This window comes from Pokkaliibacter plantistimulans (genome assembly GCF_003194385.1).
GTDB classification, from domain to species: Bacteria; Pseudomonadota; Gammaproteobacteria; order Pseudomonadales; family Balneatricaceae; genus Pokkaliibacter; species Pokkaliibacter plantistimulans.
Map to the genome: position 1 here is coordinate 21621 of NZ_LAPT01000022.1, position 18438 is coordinate 40058.

At 59.0% G+C, this 18438-nt stretch carries 17 protein-coding genes; 15 read left to right on the forward strand and 2 right to left on the reverse strand.

All coding sequences use genetic code 11. The features are described from left to right. Position 1 precedes the first annotated feature (1 nt). From tssA to rlmF, 13 genes are all read left to right on the forward strand, one after another. A complete protein-coding gene (tssA, locus tag WH50_RS05520; RefSeq protein WP_110186429.1) occupies positions 2-1111 on the forward strand; it encodes a type VI secretion system protein TssA in 1110 nt (369 codons plus the stop codon). 72 nt (positions 1112-1183) lie between these two features. Further along, the gene (tssB, locus tag WH50_RS05525; RefSeq protein ID WP_104155093.1) at positions 1184-1693 is read left to right on the forward strand and encodes a type VI secretion system contractile sheath small subunit; all 510 of its coding nucleotides are present in this window, start codon (positions 1184-1186) and stop codon (positions 1691-1693) included. Then, entirely contained in the window at positions 1690-3186 is a 1497-nt protein-coding gene (tssC, locus tag WH50_RS05530) for a type VI secretion system contractile sheath large subunit (protein ID WP_110186430.1), read from the forward strand. The genes tssB and tssC (WH50_RS05530) overlap by 4 nt, the downstream gene beginning before the upstream one ends. A gap of 94 nt (positions 3187-3280) precedes the next feature. Beyond that, positions 3281-4849, forward strand: coding sequence for a type VI secretion system contractile sheath large subunit (tssC, locus tag WH50_RS05535; RefSeq protein WP_207780191.1), 1569 nt, complete (start codon positions 3281-3283; stop codon positions 4847-4849). 53 nt (positions 4850-4902) lie between these two features. Then, complete coding sequence (locus tag WH50_RS05540; RefSeq protein WP_110186431.1) at positions 4903-5709, forward strand: type VI secretion system accessory protein TagJ; 807 nt, start codon at positions 4903-4905, stop codon at positions 5707-5709. A 20-nt stretch (positions 5710-5729) separates the two neighbouring features. Then, positions 5730-6215, forward strand: coding sequence for a type VI secretion system baseplate subunit TssE (gene tssE / locus WH50_RS05545; RefSeq protein WP_110186432.1), 486 nt, complete (start codon positions 5730-5732; stop codon positions 6213-6215). Beyond that, the gene (gene tssF, locus WH50_RS05550; protein WP_110186433.1) at positions 6216-8045 is read left to right on the forward strand and encodes a type VI secretion system baseplate subunit TssF; all 1830 of its coding nucleotides are present in this window, start codon (positions 6216-6218) and stop codon (positions 8043-8045) included. Beyond that, complete coding sequence (gene tssG / locus WH50_RS05555; RefSeq protein WP_110186434.1) at positions 8042-9079, forward strand: type VI secretion system baseplate subunit TssG; 1038 nt, start codon at positions 8042-8044, stop codon at positions 9077-9079. The genes tssF and tssG overlap by 4 nt, the downstream gene beginning before the upstream one ends. A gap of 41 nt (positions 9080-9120) precedes the next feature. After that, positions 9121-11775, forward strand: a complete 2655-nt coding sequence (gene tssH / locus WH50_RS05560) for a type VI secretion system ATPase TssH (protein WP_110186435.1) — start codon at positions 9121-9123, stop codon at positions 11773-11775. A gap of 346 nt (positions 11776-12121) precedes the next feature. Further along, complete coding sequence (locus WH50_RS05565) at positions 12122-12601, forward strand: Hcp family type VI secretion system effector (protein ID WP_110186436.1); 480 nt, start codon at positions 12122-12124, stop codon at positions 12599-12601. Between the two features lie 99 nt (positions 12602-12700). Then, positions 12701-13156: a hypothetical protein gene (locus tag WH50_RS05570; protein ID WP_110186437.1), complete on the forward strand. Its 456-nt coding sequence runs from the start codon at positions 12701-12703 to the stop codon at positions 13154-13156. A gap of 5 nt (positions 13157-13161) precedes the next feature. Further along, positions 13162-13464, forward strand: a complete 303-nt coding sequence (locus tag WH50_RS05575; RefSeq protein WP_110186438.1) for a hypothetical protein — start codon at positions 13162-13164, stop codon at positions 13462-13464. 106 nt (positions 13465-13570) lie between these two features. Beyond that, complete coding sequence (gene rlmF / locus WH50_RS05580) at positions 13571-14560, forward strand: 23S rRNA (adenine(1618)-N(6))-methyltransferase RlmF (RefSeq protein ID WP_110186439.1); 990 nt, start codon at positions 13571-13573, stop codon at positions 14558-14560. Positions 14561-14631: 71 nt separating this feature from the next. Here the strand turns inward: rlmF and efp are convergent, their stop codons facing one another. Continuing rightward, positions 14632-15198, reverse strand: coding sequence for an elongation factor P (gene efp / locus WH50_RS05585; protein WP_104155084.1), 567 nt, complete (start codon positions 15196-15198; stop codon positions 14632-14634). Between the two features lie 121 nt (positions 15199-15319). Beyond that, on the reverse strand, positions 15320-16528 hold the full coding sequence (gene earP / locus WH50_RS05590; protein WP_207780192.1) for an elongation factor P maturation arginine rhamnosyltransferase EarP: 1209 nt from the start codon (positions 16526-16528) through the stop codon (positions 15320-15322). 205 nt (positions 16529-16733) lie between these two features. On the opposite strand from earP, the gene WH50_RS05595 reads away from it, so the two are divergent. Beyond that, positions 16734-17240, forward strand: a complete 507-nt coding sequence (locus WH50_RS05595) for a putative pterin-binding protein (protein ID WP_110186440.1) — start codon at positions 16734-16736, stop codon at positions 17238-17240. A 2-nt stretch (positions 17241-17242) separates the two neighbouring features. After that, positions 17243-18415, forward strand: a complete 1173-nt coding sequence (locus WH50_RS05600; RefSeq protein ID WP_110186441.1) for a GGDEF domain-containing protein — start codon at positions 17243-17245, stop codon at positions 18413-18415. Positions 18416-18438 lie beyond the last annotated feature (23 nt).

Below are 18438 nucleotides of genomic sequence, written 5' to 3' on the forward strand. Positions count from 1 at the left end.
AATGAGCATGTTGGATTTCGACGCCATTCTGGCACCCATCAGCAGTGAGGCGCCGCAGGGACAGGATCCGCGTCAGGATGTGTCACCGGCGTCGGCCTATTACCAGCTGAAGGATGTACGTAATCAGGCGCGCGCGGCTGAGCGTAACGCCCTGATCGAGGACGAACCGTTGCAGTCGTGCGCTGCCCTGTGGCGGCCGATTGTCGAGCGGGTGCCTGAGGTACTGGCCAACGAGGGTAAGGATCTTGAGCTGGTGGCCTGGCTGATTGAGGCACTGGCGCGCTATCAGGGATTTGCCGGTCTGGCCGAAGGTTTCACCCTGGCACGGCAGCTGATTGAAGCCCACTGGGATGGCCTGTATCCGCTCCCCGATGAAGACGGTCAGGAGACCCGCGTGGCGCCTCTGATCGGCCTCAATGGTTATGACAATGAAGGCGCGCTGCTGATGCCGATCAGCACCATCGCCCTGACTGCAGGCAGCAGCAGCGGTCCTTTTGCCCTGTGGGAATATCAGCAGGCGCAGGAACTGGAACGCCTTGACGATGCCAAGAAAGCGCAGCGTCTGAAGGCGGGTGCGGTGGAAATGAGCGCCATTACCACCGCCGCACGGGAAACCACCGCCGAGCAGTTCCAGCAGCTGCATGACCAGCTGCTGGCCGCCATGGCGGCGTACCAGCAGCTGGTGGTCTGTATGGATCAGGCCGTCGGCAGCCCGATACCCAGCTCACGTATCAGCAAGCGGCTGGAGGAATGTCTGGCCTGTGTCCGCCATCTGGCCGGCGACCGCATCAAGGTGCCCAAGCCCGCCGTAGAGGAGGTTGCTGATATCGCCCTGAGCGGGGACGGGGCAGAGCCGCTACCTGGCGCGGTGGCTGCCGCACCCACCGGTGTACTGCAATTGCAACAGCGTGAGCAGGCGATCCAGACCCTGGTACAGGTGTCGGAGTTTTTCCGCAAGACCGAACCGCACTCACCCATGTCCTATGCCATCGATCAGGTGGTGCGCTGGAGTGAGCTGAGTCTGCCGGAACTGCTGCAGGAATTAATTGCCGATCAGGATGCGCGCAAAGGCTTTTTCCGCCTGACCGGCATCCCTTCAGATAACCCCTGACATCCAGAACCGTGGCCGGCAGGGGTTGGCATCGCGCGGTGAATGGATAATTAAGTGATAGGAGATCAAACAGTGAGTGTACACAGCAAACTGGCCAGGGTAAGAAAGCCGCGCGTGCATATTACCTATGACCTGGAAACCGAAGGTCTGTCGGTACGCAAGGAACTGGCCTTTGTGGTCGGAGTCATGGGTGATTTCGCCGGTGACAATACCGAAGCGCTGAAGCCGTTGAAGGACCGCCGCTTCATTCACATCGATCACGATAACTTTGACTCGGTGCTGCGCCGCATGAGCCCGCGCCTGCGCCTGCGGGTGGACAACAAGCTCGGTGGTGATGACGAGCAGTTCCACGTCAATCTGGAGTTCAAGTCGATGGCCGACTTTGAGCCTGCGGCAGTCGTGCGTCAGGTCGAGCCACTGCGCAAGCTGATGGAAACCCGCAACAAGCTGCGTGACCTGATGACCAAGGTTGATCGCTCCGAAGACCTGGAAAACATTCTGGAAAACGTTCTCAACAATACGGATGAACTGGGCCGTCTGGCTGACCAGTTGAATATCAAGCAGGGAGAGCCGCTGGCATGAGCGCCAAACAACAGCACGCCGCCGTTGACGCCGCGTTGAGCGAAAACAGCATTGGCATTCTGGAACAGGCCATCAAGGCCACCAAACAGACTGAAGCCTCACGGGCCGAAGAACTGATCCGTACCCTGGCCGAAGAGGCCCTGAAGGGCACGCTGACCTGGAGTCGCAACCTGTCGGTGACCTTCAACGAGGCCATCGCCCGTATCGATCAGCTGATCTCCGAACAGCTGTCGGAAATTATGCACCACGACAAGTTCCAGAAACTGGAAGGCAGCTGGCGTGGTCTGAGCTATCTGGTCAACAACAGTGACACCAGCCACACCCTGAAGATCCGCATGCTCAGCCTGAGCAAGAAGGAACTGCACCGTGACCTGACCAAGGCGGTGGATTTCGATCAGAGCAATATCTTCAAGAAGGTCTACGAGGCCGAGTTCGGTACACCCGGTGGCGAGCCTTACGGCGCACTGATCGGTGACTATGAATTCACCAACCACCCGGAAGATATCGAAACGCTGGGGCTGATCTCCAACGTTGCCGCGGCTGGCTTCTCGCCCTTTATTTCTGCGGCGTCACCGGCGCTGTTTGGCTTTGATGACTGGCGCGAACTGTCCAAGCCACGGGATCTGGAAAAGATCTTCGAATCCTTCGAGTACACCAAGTGGCGTGGCTTCCGCGAAAGCGATGACAGCCGCTTCGTCACGCTGACCATGCCGCGCGTGCTGGCACGCCTGCCCTATGGTCAGCAGACCCGCGCAGTGGAAGAGTTCCGTTACGAGGAGTTCCCGCTGGATGACCGTACCCAGTACGCCCTGACCGCGGATCACGAACACTACTGCTGGATGAATGCTGCCTATGTGATGGGCACCCGTCTGACCGAGGCCTTCTCCAAGTACGGTTTCTGTACCGCCATTCGCGGTGCCGAGGGCGGTGGCCGGGTCGACAACTTGCCGTCACACATCTTCATCAGTGATGACGGTGATCCCGATCTGAAGTGCCCGACCGAAATCGGTATCACCGACCGTCGTGAGGCCGAACTGGGCAAGATGGGCTTCCTGCCGCTGTGCCATTACAAGAACACCGACTACGCCGTGTTCTTCGGTGGCCAGACCTGCCAGAAGCCAGCTAAGTTCGACAACCCCGATGCGACGGCCAACGCGGCGATCTCCGCGCGTCTGCCCTACATGATGGCGACCTCGCGCTTTGCGCACTACCTGAAGGTCATGGCTCGCGACAAGATCGGCAGCTACATGGAAGCCTCCGACGTCGAAGCCTGGCTGAATCGCTGGATTCTCAGCTACGTCAACGCCTCGGAAGGGGGCGGTCAGGAAATCCGTGCCAAGTACCCGCTGGCGGATGCCAAGGTCAAGGTCAAGGAAATTCCCGGTCAGCCCGGTGCCTACAACGCCATTGCCTGGCTGCGTCCGTGGTTGCAGATGGAAGAGCTGACCACCTCGCTGCGGCTGGTGGCTAAGATCCCTGAAATCGGTAACTGATCAGGGTGGAGTACCTGCTGACAGCGCCGGGCGCTGTCAGCAGGTGACGGGGAATGGATTTTCAGCAAACAGCCAGCAGTGACGGAGTCAGGGATTGACGGAGTCGGATCTATACCGGGAAGCGGGATTCAACTATGCCTTTGCCACCGATGATGCGGTGCAGCTTGAGGGCGGAGTCGCTTCTGCCTTCTCGCAGTCGCAGGGCCATGAGGATGAGCCGGACTGGCAGAGCGAGGAGTTTCTTGATCGCTTTCTGCGCGAACAGGATCCGTTGCGGGCGCTGCGGGTGTGGCTGGCCCGCGATGACGATGCCGGCAGTGTGTCTGATGACGAGCTGCGGCAATTGTTATGGCAGGGGATCAGTGCCATCGACCAGTTGCTGGAGGCGCAGGTCAATCACATTCTCCATCACCCGGGCTTTCAGCGCATGGAAGCCAGCTGGCGCAGTCTGCACTATCTGGTGCAGCAGACCGCCCAGGTAGACCGCGAACAGCGGGTCAAGATCAAGCTGCTCAACCTTAGCTGGCCAGACCTGAGCAAGGACATGGCGCGGGTCATCGAGTTTGATCAGAGTGACTTCCACCGGCTTATCTACAGCAATGAATTCGATCATGCCGGTGGCGAGCCCTTTGGCCTGCTGATCGGCGACTATCAGATATCGCTGACGCCGCAACCCGGCTTGCCGACGCAGGATCTCGACGTACTGTCGTCCGTGGCGCGTACGGCGGCGGCCGCCTTTGTGCCCTTCGTGACGTCGGTGCAGCCGTCCTTTCTTGGTGTCGAACGCTTCTCTGAACTTGGCTCGGTGCGCCAGTTCCAGCAGCAGTTCGAGCTGCCCGAATACGTCAAGTGGCGCAGTTTTCGCGAGCGTGAGGAAGCCCGCTTTGTCGGTATGGTGTTGCCGCAGGTACTGATGCGCACGCCCTATGAGGCGGATGGTACCCGCAGGGAGCAGTTCAGCTTTCGTGAGCAGCTGGCCAGCGAGGAGGACTATCTCTGGGGTAATGCCGCCTATTGTCTGGCGACGGTGATGGTGCGGGCCTTTGCCGAGTCAGGCTGGTTCAGCCATATCCGCGGCTTCAAGCCCGGCAAGGTCAGTCAGGGCATGGTGTGTGATCTGCCGGTGCTGTTCTGTGAAACCGAGCGCTATCCCCATACCCGGCTGGCGCCGCTCAACCTGCAGGTCGGGGACCGGCTGGAGCGGGCGCTGTCCGATACCGGTTTTATCCCGGTGCTGCCGGTGCCGATGACCGGCCATCTGGTGTTTCTCAGCAACGCCTCGGTAATGAAGCCCAGACGTTACGAAAGCGACAACGCCAGCGTCAATGTACAGCTGTCGTCGATGCTGCAGTACACCCTCTGCGTGTCGCGCTTCGCTCATTACATCAAGCACATGGGACGCGACAAGGTGGGTAAGTACGAATCGGCCTACACCATCGAAAACGATCTGCAGCGCTGGCTGCACCAGTACACCACCGCTTCTGATACTGCCTCCGACGAAGTGCGGGCACGCTATCCACTGGGCGAGGCCACCATCAAGGTCAAGGCCAAGGCGGGACAGCCCGGCCACTACTATTCAGTGATCCGTCTGCGGCCGCATCTGCAGCTGGACCAGCTGGTGTCATCGGTACGGCTGGTGACTGAGCTGTCATCAGGGCGGTAGCGTCTTATTAATAGGGGAAAAAACGGCCTGCAAGGTCGGGGAGCAAGGATTTTATGAACACTATCAAAGACCTGCTGCAACAGGGCGAACTTAGTGCGGCGATTGAGCAGCTGCAGCTGGCATTGCGGGACGACCCACGCAATCAGGCCCTGCGTGGCAGTTACATCGAGCTGCTGTGTATCGATGGCCAGCTGGAAAAAGCCGATCAGCAGCTGGATATGCTGGTGCGCCAGCAACCGGAATACGCCTCCGGTGCCAGCAATCTGCGTCATCTGATCCGTGCCGCACAGGCCCGGCTGGACTTTTATCAGGGCGGGGATACATCGTCCCTGCTAGGCGAGGCTGATGCTGAGGTGGCGGCCCTGCTCAAACTGCGGCTGGCACTGGTGCAGGAGTCCACCCGTGAAGAGCTGGAACGTGCTGCGCTGGCACTGGAAGCGGTGCGTAAGCCGCTGGCACTGACCATCAATGAAGAGCAGTTCGATGACCTGCGCGATATCGATGACAGCCTCTGTGGCTTCCTCGAACTGCTCGGTACCGATGGTCGCTATTACCTGGTGCCCTGGCGTGATGTGGAACAGCTGCAGCTGCAACCTGTCAGCTCGCTGGTTGAGCAGGTCTGGCGGCGGGCGGAGATTCAGACGCGCAGCGGCGCCGGTGGTGATGTGTTCGTGCCGCTGACCTATGCCGCCAGTCACACCGACCGGCAGAAGCTGGGCCGCGAAACCGACTGGCTGCAGCAGGGTGAGGCGGAGGTCTTCTGTGGTGTGGGTCTGAAGCAGCTGCTGGCCGGAGAAGAGGCGATCAATCTGGCCGACGTGCAGAGCCTGGCACCCTCTGCCACGGCGGTGGCGGTCTGAACGGTCTGGAGTAGTGCAGCATGGCCGCTGACAGCAAAGTGCGGATCGTACCGAGCATCCTTGACCGCCTGCTCGACGATGACCCCGGTGATCATACGCTGGCGGCGCAGGATCCTGCCTTCAATCTGCGGCAGATGCGCGCCAGTGTGCGTCGTGATCTGGAAGACCTGCTTAACAGCCGGGTCAGCTGGCAGACCTGGCCGGAGGCCTATACCGAGCTGCAGCAGTCGCTGCTCAGCTATGGCCTGCCGGACTTTTCCATCATGCCGGTCAGCAGTCAGGATGCCCGCCAGCGCCTGTGCCGCATCGTCGAAGACACCATCCGCAAGTTTGAGCCGCGTTTTGCTGACGTGCGGGTGGAAGTGGCGGAAGAGGGCGGGCTGGCCACGACCCTGCGGCTGCGCATCAATGCGGTGATGTATGCCATTCCGGTGCCGGAGGAAGTGTCATTCGATACCGAACTGGAGCCGGTCACGCTGGGCCTGCGCCTGCTGGAGAAGCTGTAAATGAGTGATGATCTGCTGAAGTACTACAACCAGGAGCTGAGCTATCTGCGTCACCTGGGGGCGGAGTTTGCGGAGCGTTATCCGAAGGTGGCGGGGCGCCTGAAGCTGACCGATGAGGTGATTGAAGATCCCCATGTGTCGCGGCTGCTGGAAGGGGTGTCGTTCATGACCGCACGCATCCGGCAGAAGCTGGACGACAGTTTTCCCGAGCTGACCGATGCGCTGCTGGGCCATATGTTTCCTGACTATCAGGCTCCGATCCCGTCCATGGCGGTGGTGCAGGTGCAGCCGAAGAACCTGAACGACTTTGGCGTCACCCTGCCTCGTGGCTGTCGCCTGATCACCGATATTGCCAATTTTTCCGAATGCCGTTTCCGTACCTGTTATGACACCCGGCTGTGGCCGGTAGAAGTGGAAGCAGTACGTTTCCAGAATGCGCCGTTCCGTGCGCCCAAGCCGATCTGGCGTGACACTGCGGCGGCAGTGCTGAAGATCACCGTGAAGAGCAGTGCCCCCAAGGTGGCGATGGAGGAGATCGGCATCGATCACCTGCGCTTCTTCCTCAATGGCCAGTTGCGGCACAGCTTTGCCCTCTACCAGCACCTGTTCCGCGACACCATCGGTCTGGCCATTACGCCGCGTGACAACCTCAAGCAGGTGCGTTTTCTGGAGCGACGCCATCTGCGCTCGGTGGGCTTCGAGGAAGAGCACGGTGTGCTGCCCTATCAGCAGCAGTCCTTCTCCGGTTATCGCCTGCTGGTGGAGCACTTCCTGTTTCCGCACAAGTTCCTGTTTGCCGAGCTGGATGACCTCAGGCAGTGCTGGAGCGGGATGGGCACCGCAGTGGATATCTACGTGTATTTCTCCGAAGGCTCGGCCGAGCTGGAACAGCAGGTCAGCGATAACCAGCTGCTGCTGGGCTGTACGCCGATCATCAATCTGTATGAAGAGCGGCTGGAGCCGATTCGGCTGGAAACCGCCGAGCACGATTACCGCCTCAACGCCTCCTATGCCAAAGCGGATACCAGTGAGGTGATCCGGCCGCTGGAGGTGGAGGTGTTCAATCACAGCCGTCAGCGCCGCAATGTGCGTCCTTACTATGCGGAAGGCCATCCGGCTTATCTGGATGACGATGAACTGTTCTGGACCCTGCGTCGTGAGACGCGCAGCTGGGCCGGTGGCGCTGCCGAACCGGGTACGGAAGCGGTGATGACCGTGGTTGACCGGCTGGCCCGCGGTGCCGCGTTTGAGCACAACGAAGGCTGGATGCTGGGCATCAAGGCGCTGTGCTCCAACCGTAACCTGCCGGCCCGTCTGCCCTATGGCGGCGGACAGCCAGCAATGCGCAGCAGCACCCATGCCGATGTGGTGGATGGCATTCGCTGTCTGACCCCGCCCACGGCCACGGTGCGTCCGTCACTGGGTGAGGATACCCGCTGGCAGCTGGTCAGCCATCTGACCCTCAATCATTTCACTGGCGAGGATGCGGTGCAGCGGGTACGGGAAATCCTCAAGCTCTATGACTTCCGTGCCAGCCCGGAAACCAAGGTGCTGATTCAGGCCATCCATCAGGTGCAGATCAAGCCTGCCAGTGCCCGGCTGGTGCGGCAGGGTCGTGTCGCCTTTGCGCAGGGCAGCGATATCCAGCTGGTCTTTACCCAGCATGAGGCAGCCGGTGCCAGTTTGTTCTTCCTCGGCTCGGTGCTGGATCATTTCTTTTCCCAGTTCGCTGTGGTCAACAGTTTCACCCGTTTGTCGATCCGCATTCTTGATGAAGAGCGGCCGGTGCATCAGTGGCCCGCGCGGGCGGGGGGAGTGCCGCTGCTATGAGCAGTCAGACCCTGATGCCGCTGTCTTCACCCTCGCTTAACCGGCTGCTGAGCGAACCGGAGCAGTACTCCTTCTATCAGGCAGTGCGCCTGCTGCAGTTGCAGCTGGAATCCAGCGAGCAGCAGCACCGGGTGGGTCATGACAGCCGTCCGGACCGTGAACTGGTGCGCTTCAGCAGTGCCCAGCATCTGGGCTTTGCCGGACGGGCGATCAGCCAGATTGAGGTACATCCGGCCAGAGGGCAGGCCCTGAAAGCGCAGCTGCAGGTGTCCTTTGCCGGTCTGACCGGTGCCAACGGCGTGCTGCCACAGCACTACACCGAGCTGATCATGGCGCGGGTCAAACAGCGCGATCATGCCATGCGCGACTTCTTCGATCTGTTCAATCACCGCCTGATCTCGCTGTATTACCGGGCCTGGGAGAAGTATCGCATTGCCGAGCAGATCCGCCCCGTGCCAGAGCGACTGGTTACGGTAGGCCGGGTCAAAGCCGATCCCTTCAGCCGTATCCTGACGGCGCTGACTGGCAGTCGTCAGCCCCTGAGCCTGATGTATGCCGGGCTGTTCAGCCGCCTGCCGCGCTCGGCCCGAGGGCTGGAGCTGCTGCTGAGCGGTATCACCGGGGCGGCGGTCCGGGTCGATCAGTTTGTCGGCTGCTGGCTGACGCTGGACGCCGGTGAGCAGACGGCACTGGCGTCCCGGCGCGGGCTGGAAGGGCAGTTCTCCAGACTAGGGGTGGATGCTGCCATCGGCAGCCGCTGCTGGGACGTGTCCTCCACCCTGGCTATCAGCATTGAAGCCCACAGCGCCAGCCTGAGCCGGGCACTGATGCCCGCCGGTGAACTGAACCGTCGTCTTAACCGGCTGGTGCAGGAGTTCATGGGCAAACCCCTGCGGGTGCACTGGCATCTGCGCCTGCCTGCGAAGCACGCCAATCTGCTGCGTCTGGGCCAGCAGCCACTGGGGCTGGGCCGTGGTGATTATCTGTATATCCCTGCCAACCGGCGTGATCGCTGGCTGGATATCCGTTTTTGATGCGCCCGCGGGTGCGATGTTAAAGAAAGGAATCTGTTGTCATGTCGTCGATGACTCTCAAGCATCTGGTGGAAAAACTGAATCCCACCTGCCGTAGTGCCCTGGAAGCCGCCGCTGCCCTGTGTCAGTCGCGCAGCCATTTCAGTGTTGAGGTACAGCACTGGCTGACCCCGCTGGCAGCCAATGAGCACAGCGACCTGCATTTGCTACTGCGCTGCTTTGAAGTGCAGCCCGAAGATTTTCATGGCGAGCTGCAGCGTGCGCTGGAAGCCCTGCGCACCGGTAACGATGCCGTTCCCGGCCTGTCAGCCCAGCTGGTGCACTTGCTGCAGGAGAGCTGGGTGGCCTGCAGTATTGCCTTTCAGGATGACAGCATCCGCTCTGCCCATCTGCTCTATGCGCTGGTCAAGGACGAAGGGCTGGCACTGCTGTGGCAACGTTACATGCCGTCGCTGGCCAGGCTGGATGCTGCCCAGCTGCTGAACGCCTGGCCGCAGCTGCGCCATGAGTCGGGAGAGCATCAGGGCGGGGCTGCTGCGCCAGCCGCCGCCCGGGCCGAAGGGGACAGCAGCAAAATCAGCCGTACCCCGGCACTGGATCAGTTCACTCAGGATCTCACCGCTCAGGCGCGTGACGGCAAGCTCGACCCCATCCTCGGGCGCGATGATGAAATCCGCCAGATGATCGACATCCTTACCCGGCGACGCCAGAACAACCCAATCCTCACTGGCGAAGCCGGGGTGGGCAAAACCGCGGTGGTGGAAGGGCTGGCTCAGCGTATTGCCGCGGGCGACGTGCCAGAGGTGCTGAAAGCGGTCAGCGTCCGGGTGCTGGATCTGGCCCTGCTGCAGGCCGGGGCAGGGATGAAGGGCGAGTTTGAGAATCGCCTGAAAGGGGTCATCAGCGAGGTCAGGGCATCGGCCACGCCCATCATCCTGTTTATTGACGAAGCCCACACCCTGATCGGCAGTGGTGGGCAGGCAGGGCAGAACGATGCGGCCAATCTGCTCAAGCCAGCACTGGCCCGTGGTGAGCTGCGGACCATCGCCGCCACCACTTGGGCCGAATACAAAAAGTATTTCGAGAAGGATGCGGCACTGACCCGACGTTTTCAGGTAGTGAAAGTGGAGGAGCCCAGTGCCGAGCAGGCCATCATCATGCTACGTGGCCTGTTGCCGGTGATGCAGCGTCACCACGGCGTCAGCATTGCCGATGCTGCGCTGAAAGCGGCGGTGCATCTGTCGCAACGCTATATCAACGGTCGCCAGCTGCCGGACAAGGCCGTTGCTCTGCTGGATACCGCCTGTGCGCGGGTGGCCATGAGTCAGGCGGCAGTACCGGCGCGGGTCGAGCAGTTGCAGCGTCAGGCGGAAGCGCTGTCTGCCGAGATCAGTCAGCTGCGTGCTGAGCAGCTGGCAACCGGCGAGCACACCGAGGTGCTGGTGACCCTGCAAGGTCAACAGCAGGAGGTGGAGGCTGAGCTGCAGCGCGAGCAGGCTGTGTGGCAGGCGGAGAAGCTGGCGGTACAGCAGGCTGACAGCCATTACCGCAAACTGGCCGACGATACGCTGCATGATGACGAAAGGGAGCAGGAGCAACAGGCCTTCCGGCAGTTTCTGCAGCACTATGCCGACAACGGCCAGCCGATGGTGCACTGGCAGGTGGATGAGCAGCTGGTCGCTGCGGTGGTGTCTGACTGGACCGGTATTCCGCTCGGGCGCATGCAGGCCGATGAGATCAGCGCCATTCTCGGGCTGGAGCAGCGACTGGCCGAACGGGTCATCGGCCAGCCCCATGCCCTGCGGCTGATCAGCCAGACGGTGCAGACCGCCCGCGCCCAGCTGGCCGATGAAAATCGTCCCAATGGCATCTTCCTGCTGACCGGCCCCAGTGGCGTTGGCAAGACGGAAACAGCGCTGGCTCTGGCCGAGCAGGTGTTTGGCAGCGAAGACAAGGTCACTGTGATCAATATGTCGGAGTTCAAGGAGGAGCATAAGGTCAGCCTGCTGCTGGGCTCGCCGCCCGGTTATGTTGGCTATGGCGAGGGTGGCGTGCTGACCGAAGCGGTGCGGCGCAAGCCTTACAGCGTGATCCTGCTGGATGAGATGGAAAAAGCCCATCCCGGCGTGCAGGACATTTTCTATCAGGTCTTCGACAAGGGCACCATCAAGGACGGTGAAGGCCGCGATATCGATTTCCGCAATACCATCATCATCATGACCTGCAATGTCGGCAGTGATACCACTCTACAGCTGTTCGAGGATCCGGAGACTGCACCGGGGGTAGAGGGGCTGCGCAAGGCGTTGCAGGAAGACCTGCTCAAGGTGTTCAAGCCGGCCTTCCTCGGTCGCCTCAATGTGGTGCCTTATGTGCCACTGAGCAGTGAGATGCTGACCGCCATCGCCCAGCTGCAGCTGGCGCGCATTGAGCGCCGGTTGCGCCAGCATCATCAGACCGAACTGGTGTACGGCGAGGAAGTGCTGAGCTATATCGTGCAGGGCTGTCAGGATGCGGGCTCCGGAGCGCGAACGATTCACAACACCCTGCATAACCAGCTGCTGCCCCTGTTGTCGGTAGCCATTCTCAATGCGGTAGCAGAGCGTCGGGCCCTGGCACAGATCAAAGTGAACTGCGGCAATGATGGCTTTGTGCTCGATACTGGCTGCGATATGGAAGATGCGGTGTCAATGTTTTGAGTCACAATGTGAAATAAATAATTACGTTTTAATAAATTAATTTACAGGTGGTGGCGAAAGGATTATTTTAGGGCGCGCAACACAAGGGGTGTGCCCACCCCTTCCAGGGAAGGCCAAAAGCCTGTGGGTCGGTCAGTCCCGGTTGTTGCTGACGTATAGAGATAGCGGGCGTCAGCACACCGGAGTGACACAAGGGATGTTGTCGCTACTACCGCTGGAAGGGTGATAAGTGACGGGGAGACGCCGTATAAACGGCGCCAGGCTGTGGCAAAGTCAGGTCCGGTCCGTCGATCAAGGAAGTCCGTCCGTAAGGACGGTTATCAACCCAAATGCTTAGGAGAAAAGCATGCAAAGTAATACCTACCTGAATTATGAAGGCATCAAGGGCGAAGCCACTGCCGAACAGTTCAAGGATCTGATCACCTTGTTGTCCATGGACTGGGCAATCGACCGTGTGATTACCGCTCATACTGGTACTGCGATGGACCGTGAAGCCAGTGCCGCTCGTCTGGGTGACATCACCATCACCAAATTCCAGGACCGCTCCTCACCTGACCTGTTCAAGGAAGCCACCATCGGTAAAGCCAAAACCGCGGTGTTCCACATGACCAAACAGGGCGAGAAGATCGAAGAGATCATGAAAATCGAACTGACCGACGCCATGATTTCCCACTACAGCGTGTCTATCCAGAATGACCGCCCAGTGGAAACCATCCGCATTTCCTACACCGAAATGATGATGACCGTGACCCCCACCGACGACGACAACAATGTCATGGCGCCGTTGGTCTACGGTTACAGCGGTCTCAAAGGCCAGCAGATGTAATCTCCCGCGACCCTATCGCGTACGATTACACTGTTACGGAAAGGCTCCTTCGGGAGCCTTTTCTATTCGGCATCTATAAAGTGTTTAGGGACAAATGTCATGGAAGTTAGAATTACTATTTCTTCGCTGGCGCTTGGTATTCCGAAAACTGGCTTTGGCTTTAATATCGCATCTGGCGCTTATGTTGAGGTTCGTGCCGGGCAAGCAGCTACGAGACATCTGTACGGCATGACAGACTTATTCAGCCTGGGCACTAAAAGTGGCACTCTGGGCTTTGGTCATATACAGACGCCGTGGTTGTACGTTGATCCAGCGAAGAACGCCTCGTTAAACACTGCGAGCCTGAATGGTGCAGAGCTGGAAATAGCTGTTACTGGTGCGCTTATTGGCAGTGGGAAAGTCGATGTAGTGCTCAGTAAAATCGATGAGCATGGCCAGACAACTGAATTGTTGAACCTGAAATCCGTTAAAGTACCTGGCGCCAGTGGCCAGTTATCTTCGACAAGTATTCGCAATAAAGCGAAGTTTATGAAAGTGCTCCCAGCTGAAGAGTAGTAGTTATGTGGAAGTGGCTTAATTATCTTTTAATCTTTCTGCAGATAAGCATATTCCCTTCCTTGGCTATCATGCTTTCTTCTATTCAAGAGCAGTTCAAAGATTTTTTGAATCAGGAGGGTAGGCCAGCAGTTTATATATTGGCTAACACTTGGCTGGCATGGGTTTTCTTTGTCGTTGCTCTTTTTGTTCTCATTGCGATAAATCGTGTAGGTGACCTTAAAAAACGTGCCACTTATAACACCATAGCGCTAGCCGTATACTCCACTGCTGCCTTTATGGTGGTTGTTAGTCTTTATCCTTTCTGATTGCAGTAGTGGAATGGCCACGGTATTTTCCGCTGTTCCCTCATGACTCGGCTCTCTATACTGGGAGCCACTTTTCTAGCCTCTACCCATTGCTGCTCTGACTACCATGTCCCGCAAATCTGTACCACCTGTTGCTGCCAAACCTTCACCGCTGCATCCGCGCAATCGTCATCAGCAACGTTATGATTTTGCTGCCCTGACCGCGGTCTGCCCTGATCTGGCGGGCTTTATCCGCCTGACTCCCAAGGGTAACCATTCCATCGATTTTACTGATCCGCAGGCGATCAAGGCCCTCAACCGGGCACTGCTGCAGCACTGGTATCAGATTGAAAACTGGGATATTCCCGCAGGCTATCTGTGTCCACCCATTCCCGGGCGGGCCGACTATATCCACTATCTCGCCGATCTGCTGGCGACGGCCAACGGTGGCAAACAGCCTGCCGGCAAACGTATTCAGGTGCTGGATATTGGCTGTGGTGCCAACTGCATCTACCCGCTGATCGGTAGCAGTGAATATGGCTGGCAGTTTGTCGCCGCAGATATTGAAGCGGCCTCACTGGCGTCGGCGGAGCGCATTCTGGCGGCCAACCCGGCGCTACAGCAGAAGATCAGCCTGCGACAACAGCCTGATGCACAGCGCTGTTTTACCCACATCGTGCAGCCTGATGATTATCTTGACCTGACCCTGTGCAATCCGCCTTTTCATGAGTCAGTGGAGCAGATGGTGCGGGGTAATCAGCGCAAGTGGCAGAACCTCGGCAAATGGGATGAACAGAAAGAGGCCAGTGCGGAGCAGCTGAATTTCGGCGGACAGAGCAATGAGCTGTGGTGTGAAGGCGGCGAGCTGGCTTTTATCAGCCGCATGATGCGTGAGAGTGCGGGTTACGCCAGTCAGGTGTACTGGTTTACCTCTCTGGTATCGAAACAGGCCAATCTGCCGCTGCTGGAGAAGGTGCTGAAAGAGGTCGGGGCGGTGCAACAGCAGGTAGTGGCGATGGCACAGGGCCAGAAAAACAGCCGCTTTATCGCCTGGAGCTTTCTCAACCCGGAGCAGCAGAAAATCTGGCGACAGATGCGCTGGCACAGCAGGGTCTGAGCCGGGGTGTGAACTGCAGAATGACAAAAAGCCCCATCAGGGGCTTTTTGCTATCACGAAGACAGGGCGAATCAGGCCTTGTTACGTGATTTGTATTCGTTGGTGCGGGTATCGATAACGATGCTGTCACCGATTTCGCAGAAGCCGGAAACCATCATTTCGGTGCCGTTGTTCAGACGGGCAGGCTTCATGATCTTGCCAGAGGTGTCGCCACGTACTGAAGGCTCAGTGTAGGCAATCACACGCTCGATGCTGGTGGGCAGGCTGACGGAGATTACTTTGCCGTTGTAGAAAACCGCTTCGCAGACGTCGGTCATGCCGTCTTCCAGATACATCAGGACGTCGCCCAGATCATCTTTCTCGATTTCGTACTGTTCGTAGTCAGAATCCATGAATACGTACAGAGGATCAGCGAAGTAGGAGTAGGTTACTTCCTTGCGATCCAGGATGATGTCTTCGAACTTGTCGTCGGCTTTGTAGACGCTTTCAGTAGCGATGCCAGACAGCAGGTTTTTCAGTTTCATTTTCACGACCGCAGCGTTACGGCCGGATTTGTTGAATTCAGCTTTCTGGATTACCCAGGGAGAGCCGTTGATGCTGATCACCTGACCAGCGCGAAGTTCTTGTGCTGTTTTCATGAGATGAACTCAAAAAAGTTAAATTGAGTGCGTGCGACTGTAACAGCCTGCGCCCGCTACTTTGATCCAGTGCGCGCCACTATAGCCGATTTTGCAAAATCGCAAAGGGGGCAAGAAGCCTTTAATCACTGTGATTTTGCAAAAACTGCAGCATGTTTGCGGCGAGATCACCCTGTTTAAGCAGGGTCTCGGCCCAACGCCGCGCATCGTGTTGCCAGTCTGCCAGAGCCGCCAGCAAGGCAGCCCAGTCGGGATGTGCACTGTCCGGCTGATTCCAGGCTCGCCAGCAGGTCAGAACCTGCGTGGCCAGCGCCGGTGGCAGGGTCTGACTGTAGCGCTGCAGGAAGGCCTCGAGCTTGTCGAGGTGGGCGTCATCCGCTTGCGGATAGATCTGCCAGATCAGTGGCCGCCCGGCCCATTGCGCACGTACGAAGGAGTCTTCTCCCCGTACCAGGTTCAGGTCGCAGCTCCACAGCAGCCGATCGTAATCACGCTGCTCCAGAAAAGGCAGCACCTGTACCGTCAGATTCCCCTGCTGCAGGCAGTCTCCCCGTCGCAACGGAGCGCAGCCGAGGGCAGTGGCAACCTGGGGCAGGATTTTACCTTCAGGCACCAGGCAAAGCACGGGATTTGTGCTCATGCTGAGCGTCTGTAACAAAGCGGCTACGGCCGGGTTCTGGTAGGCAAACAGCGAGATCAGCAGGGGATCGCGCTGATTTGTGCTGGTGTCCCAGGCAACGCCAAGGCGTTGCAGCAGTGTCGCCCGCTGCTGCGGATCAGCCTGCCAGGCATCGCGCTCGTCCAGCAGGTTTGCTTCACACAGCAGGCCACCGGTGCGCGGACTGAAGCCGGGAAAGTAGAACTGCTTACGCAGGCCATTGGCCGGGTGCATGGAGGTCAGGCCGTGGCAGTCATCGGCCCAGTCTTCCGTGGCCAGGTATTCGAGATTGAGCCAGCGCGGTTGCTTGCCGCGGGCGGCGACGGTTGCCATGGCATCGATATAATCGGCGGGCAGCTCGCAGGCGAAGGCCTCAATGACCAGATCGGCGATGGCCTCGGGGCTGAAGTCAGCGCTGCACGGCGTGGCGTCGGTGGTTTGCTGTTGCTCAGCAGCGGGTTGCCAGCGATAGACGTCGATCTGCTCCAGTTGCTGATAAGGCAGCAGTGTGGCTTGCGGACAGAGCATCTGCAGGGCCTGCAACTCATCGACAAACAGCCTGACCTGCATCTGGTATTGCTGCTGTAACTGTCTGGCGAGGCGCCAGCACACGCCAATATCACCGAAGTTGTCAATGACAGTACAAAAGATGTCACAGCGTCGAATCGACACGATAAAGACCTGTCAGCCGGGATCAGGGCGGGCATGATACCAGTCAGACAGGGTGGCGATAAGTCAGGACGACATCCTTGTTGTTGCTCAACATTTACGCAATCAAAACACTGCTGCTACACTCTGCCGCTGCATTTGCTGCCGGACGAGTCCCTGCCAGGGGCTGCCGGTGAGTAAAGCCCGTTTCCACTGACAGGAGAGACCTATGCACAGACGCTGTTGCACGCTGCAGATATGGCCGCTATTCAGCCGTATCTGCCTGGGCCTGCTGTTGCTGGTGGCGTTGCCACTGCGCGCCGATGACAGCGTGCTGTCGATTACCGGCACCGATGCCAGGGTACATGAACTGAGCCTCAGCCAGCTGGAGGCCATGCCGCAGGTCAGCTACACCACCCGTCTGCCGGAAGTGCCCGGCGGTGAGACGGCGTCTACCTGGCAGGGCGTGCGCCTCAGTGATCTGGTCAAACTGGCGGGCAGTACACCGCAGACCCTGAAGCTATGGGCGCTGGATGATTACAGCGTGATCATTCCCGACTCTGATCTGGCAGCCTTTGAACCCATCGTGGCGTTGCGCCGGGATGGTCAGCTGATCCCCATTGAATCCCTTGGACCACTGATCGTGGTCTATCCCCTGGATGATCGTCAGGAGCTGCGGACCCAGGAATACTACAACCGCACGATCTGGCAACTGCGCTCGATCAGTCTGGAGTGACCGTGGATAAGCTGCAGCGCAAACCCTGTCAGGGCAGCTCCCGCCTGAGCCTCGGGCTGCTGTTCGGGGTCATTGCCATCTCGGCAGCCATTATCATCACCAGCCTGATGCTGGTGATTGATCAGGGTCGTTTGCTGGCACAGCCCAATGACCCTCACTCACTGTGGAAGGGCTACAACCTGCAGCACAATATCCGGCGTCTGGACGCCATGGTGCAGCAGCCCGTTCCTGCGGCGCAGGTGCTGACTCAGCTGCGGGTACTGCAGAGCCAGATCACCCTCCTCAACATGAATACGCCCTTTGAATACATGCCGGTACTGGGTGCACAGGCACGGCAGGATCTGCAGGCCCTGCAGCAGCAGGTGCAAGGCTGGGCGGTGGCCATAAACACGGGCAATGCCACGCCAGTGCTGGAGGATATTCGCCGCGATCTGCCTGCCAGCCTGCAGAATATCCATCGCATGATGAATGTCATCGAGAATGCCAACACCAATCGCAATGATGAACACCGTCAGCACATGCTGGTCTATTTTGATCACCTGACCTGGCTGCTGCTGGGGCTGGCGGGCGGCGGCAGCCTGTTGGTGGGCTACCTGCTGATGTTTATCCTGCGCCTGCGCAGCATGCGCAGCCATCTGGAAGAAGCCAATCACACTCTTGAACGGCGGGTGGATGAGCGTACCCGCGAGCTGAGCATTCTGGCGAGCATGGACATGCTTACCGGACTGTATAACCGCCGTACCGTTATCGAGCGCGCCAACCACTGGCTGGCTCAGCATGATGACGGTGGCGCGGTGCTGATGCTGGACCTCGACCACTTCAAACAGATCAATGACAGCTATGGTCATCAGGCCGGTGACAAGGCACTGAAGTACGTCGCCCGGTTGATGAAAGAGCAGCTCAGGGACAAGGGCCTGTTTGGCCGGATGGGCGGCGAAGAATTTGCCATCCTGCTGTTTGCGGTGGATGAGCAGCAGGCGCTGGCGACGGCAGAGTCGTTGCGTCAGGGCATCAGCCAGCTGCAATGTCGCTTCGATGAGGTACTGATTCCGCTCAGTGCCAGCGTCGGCATTGCCTATCGGCTGGGTGAGCGCCATGTCGATCCGCTGCTTGCCCGTGCCGACAAGGCGCTGTATCGGGCCAAGCATGAAGGACGTAATCGCGTTGTTGCCTGACGGCGTGATCGTGCTCTGAGCGC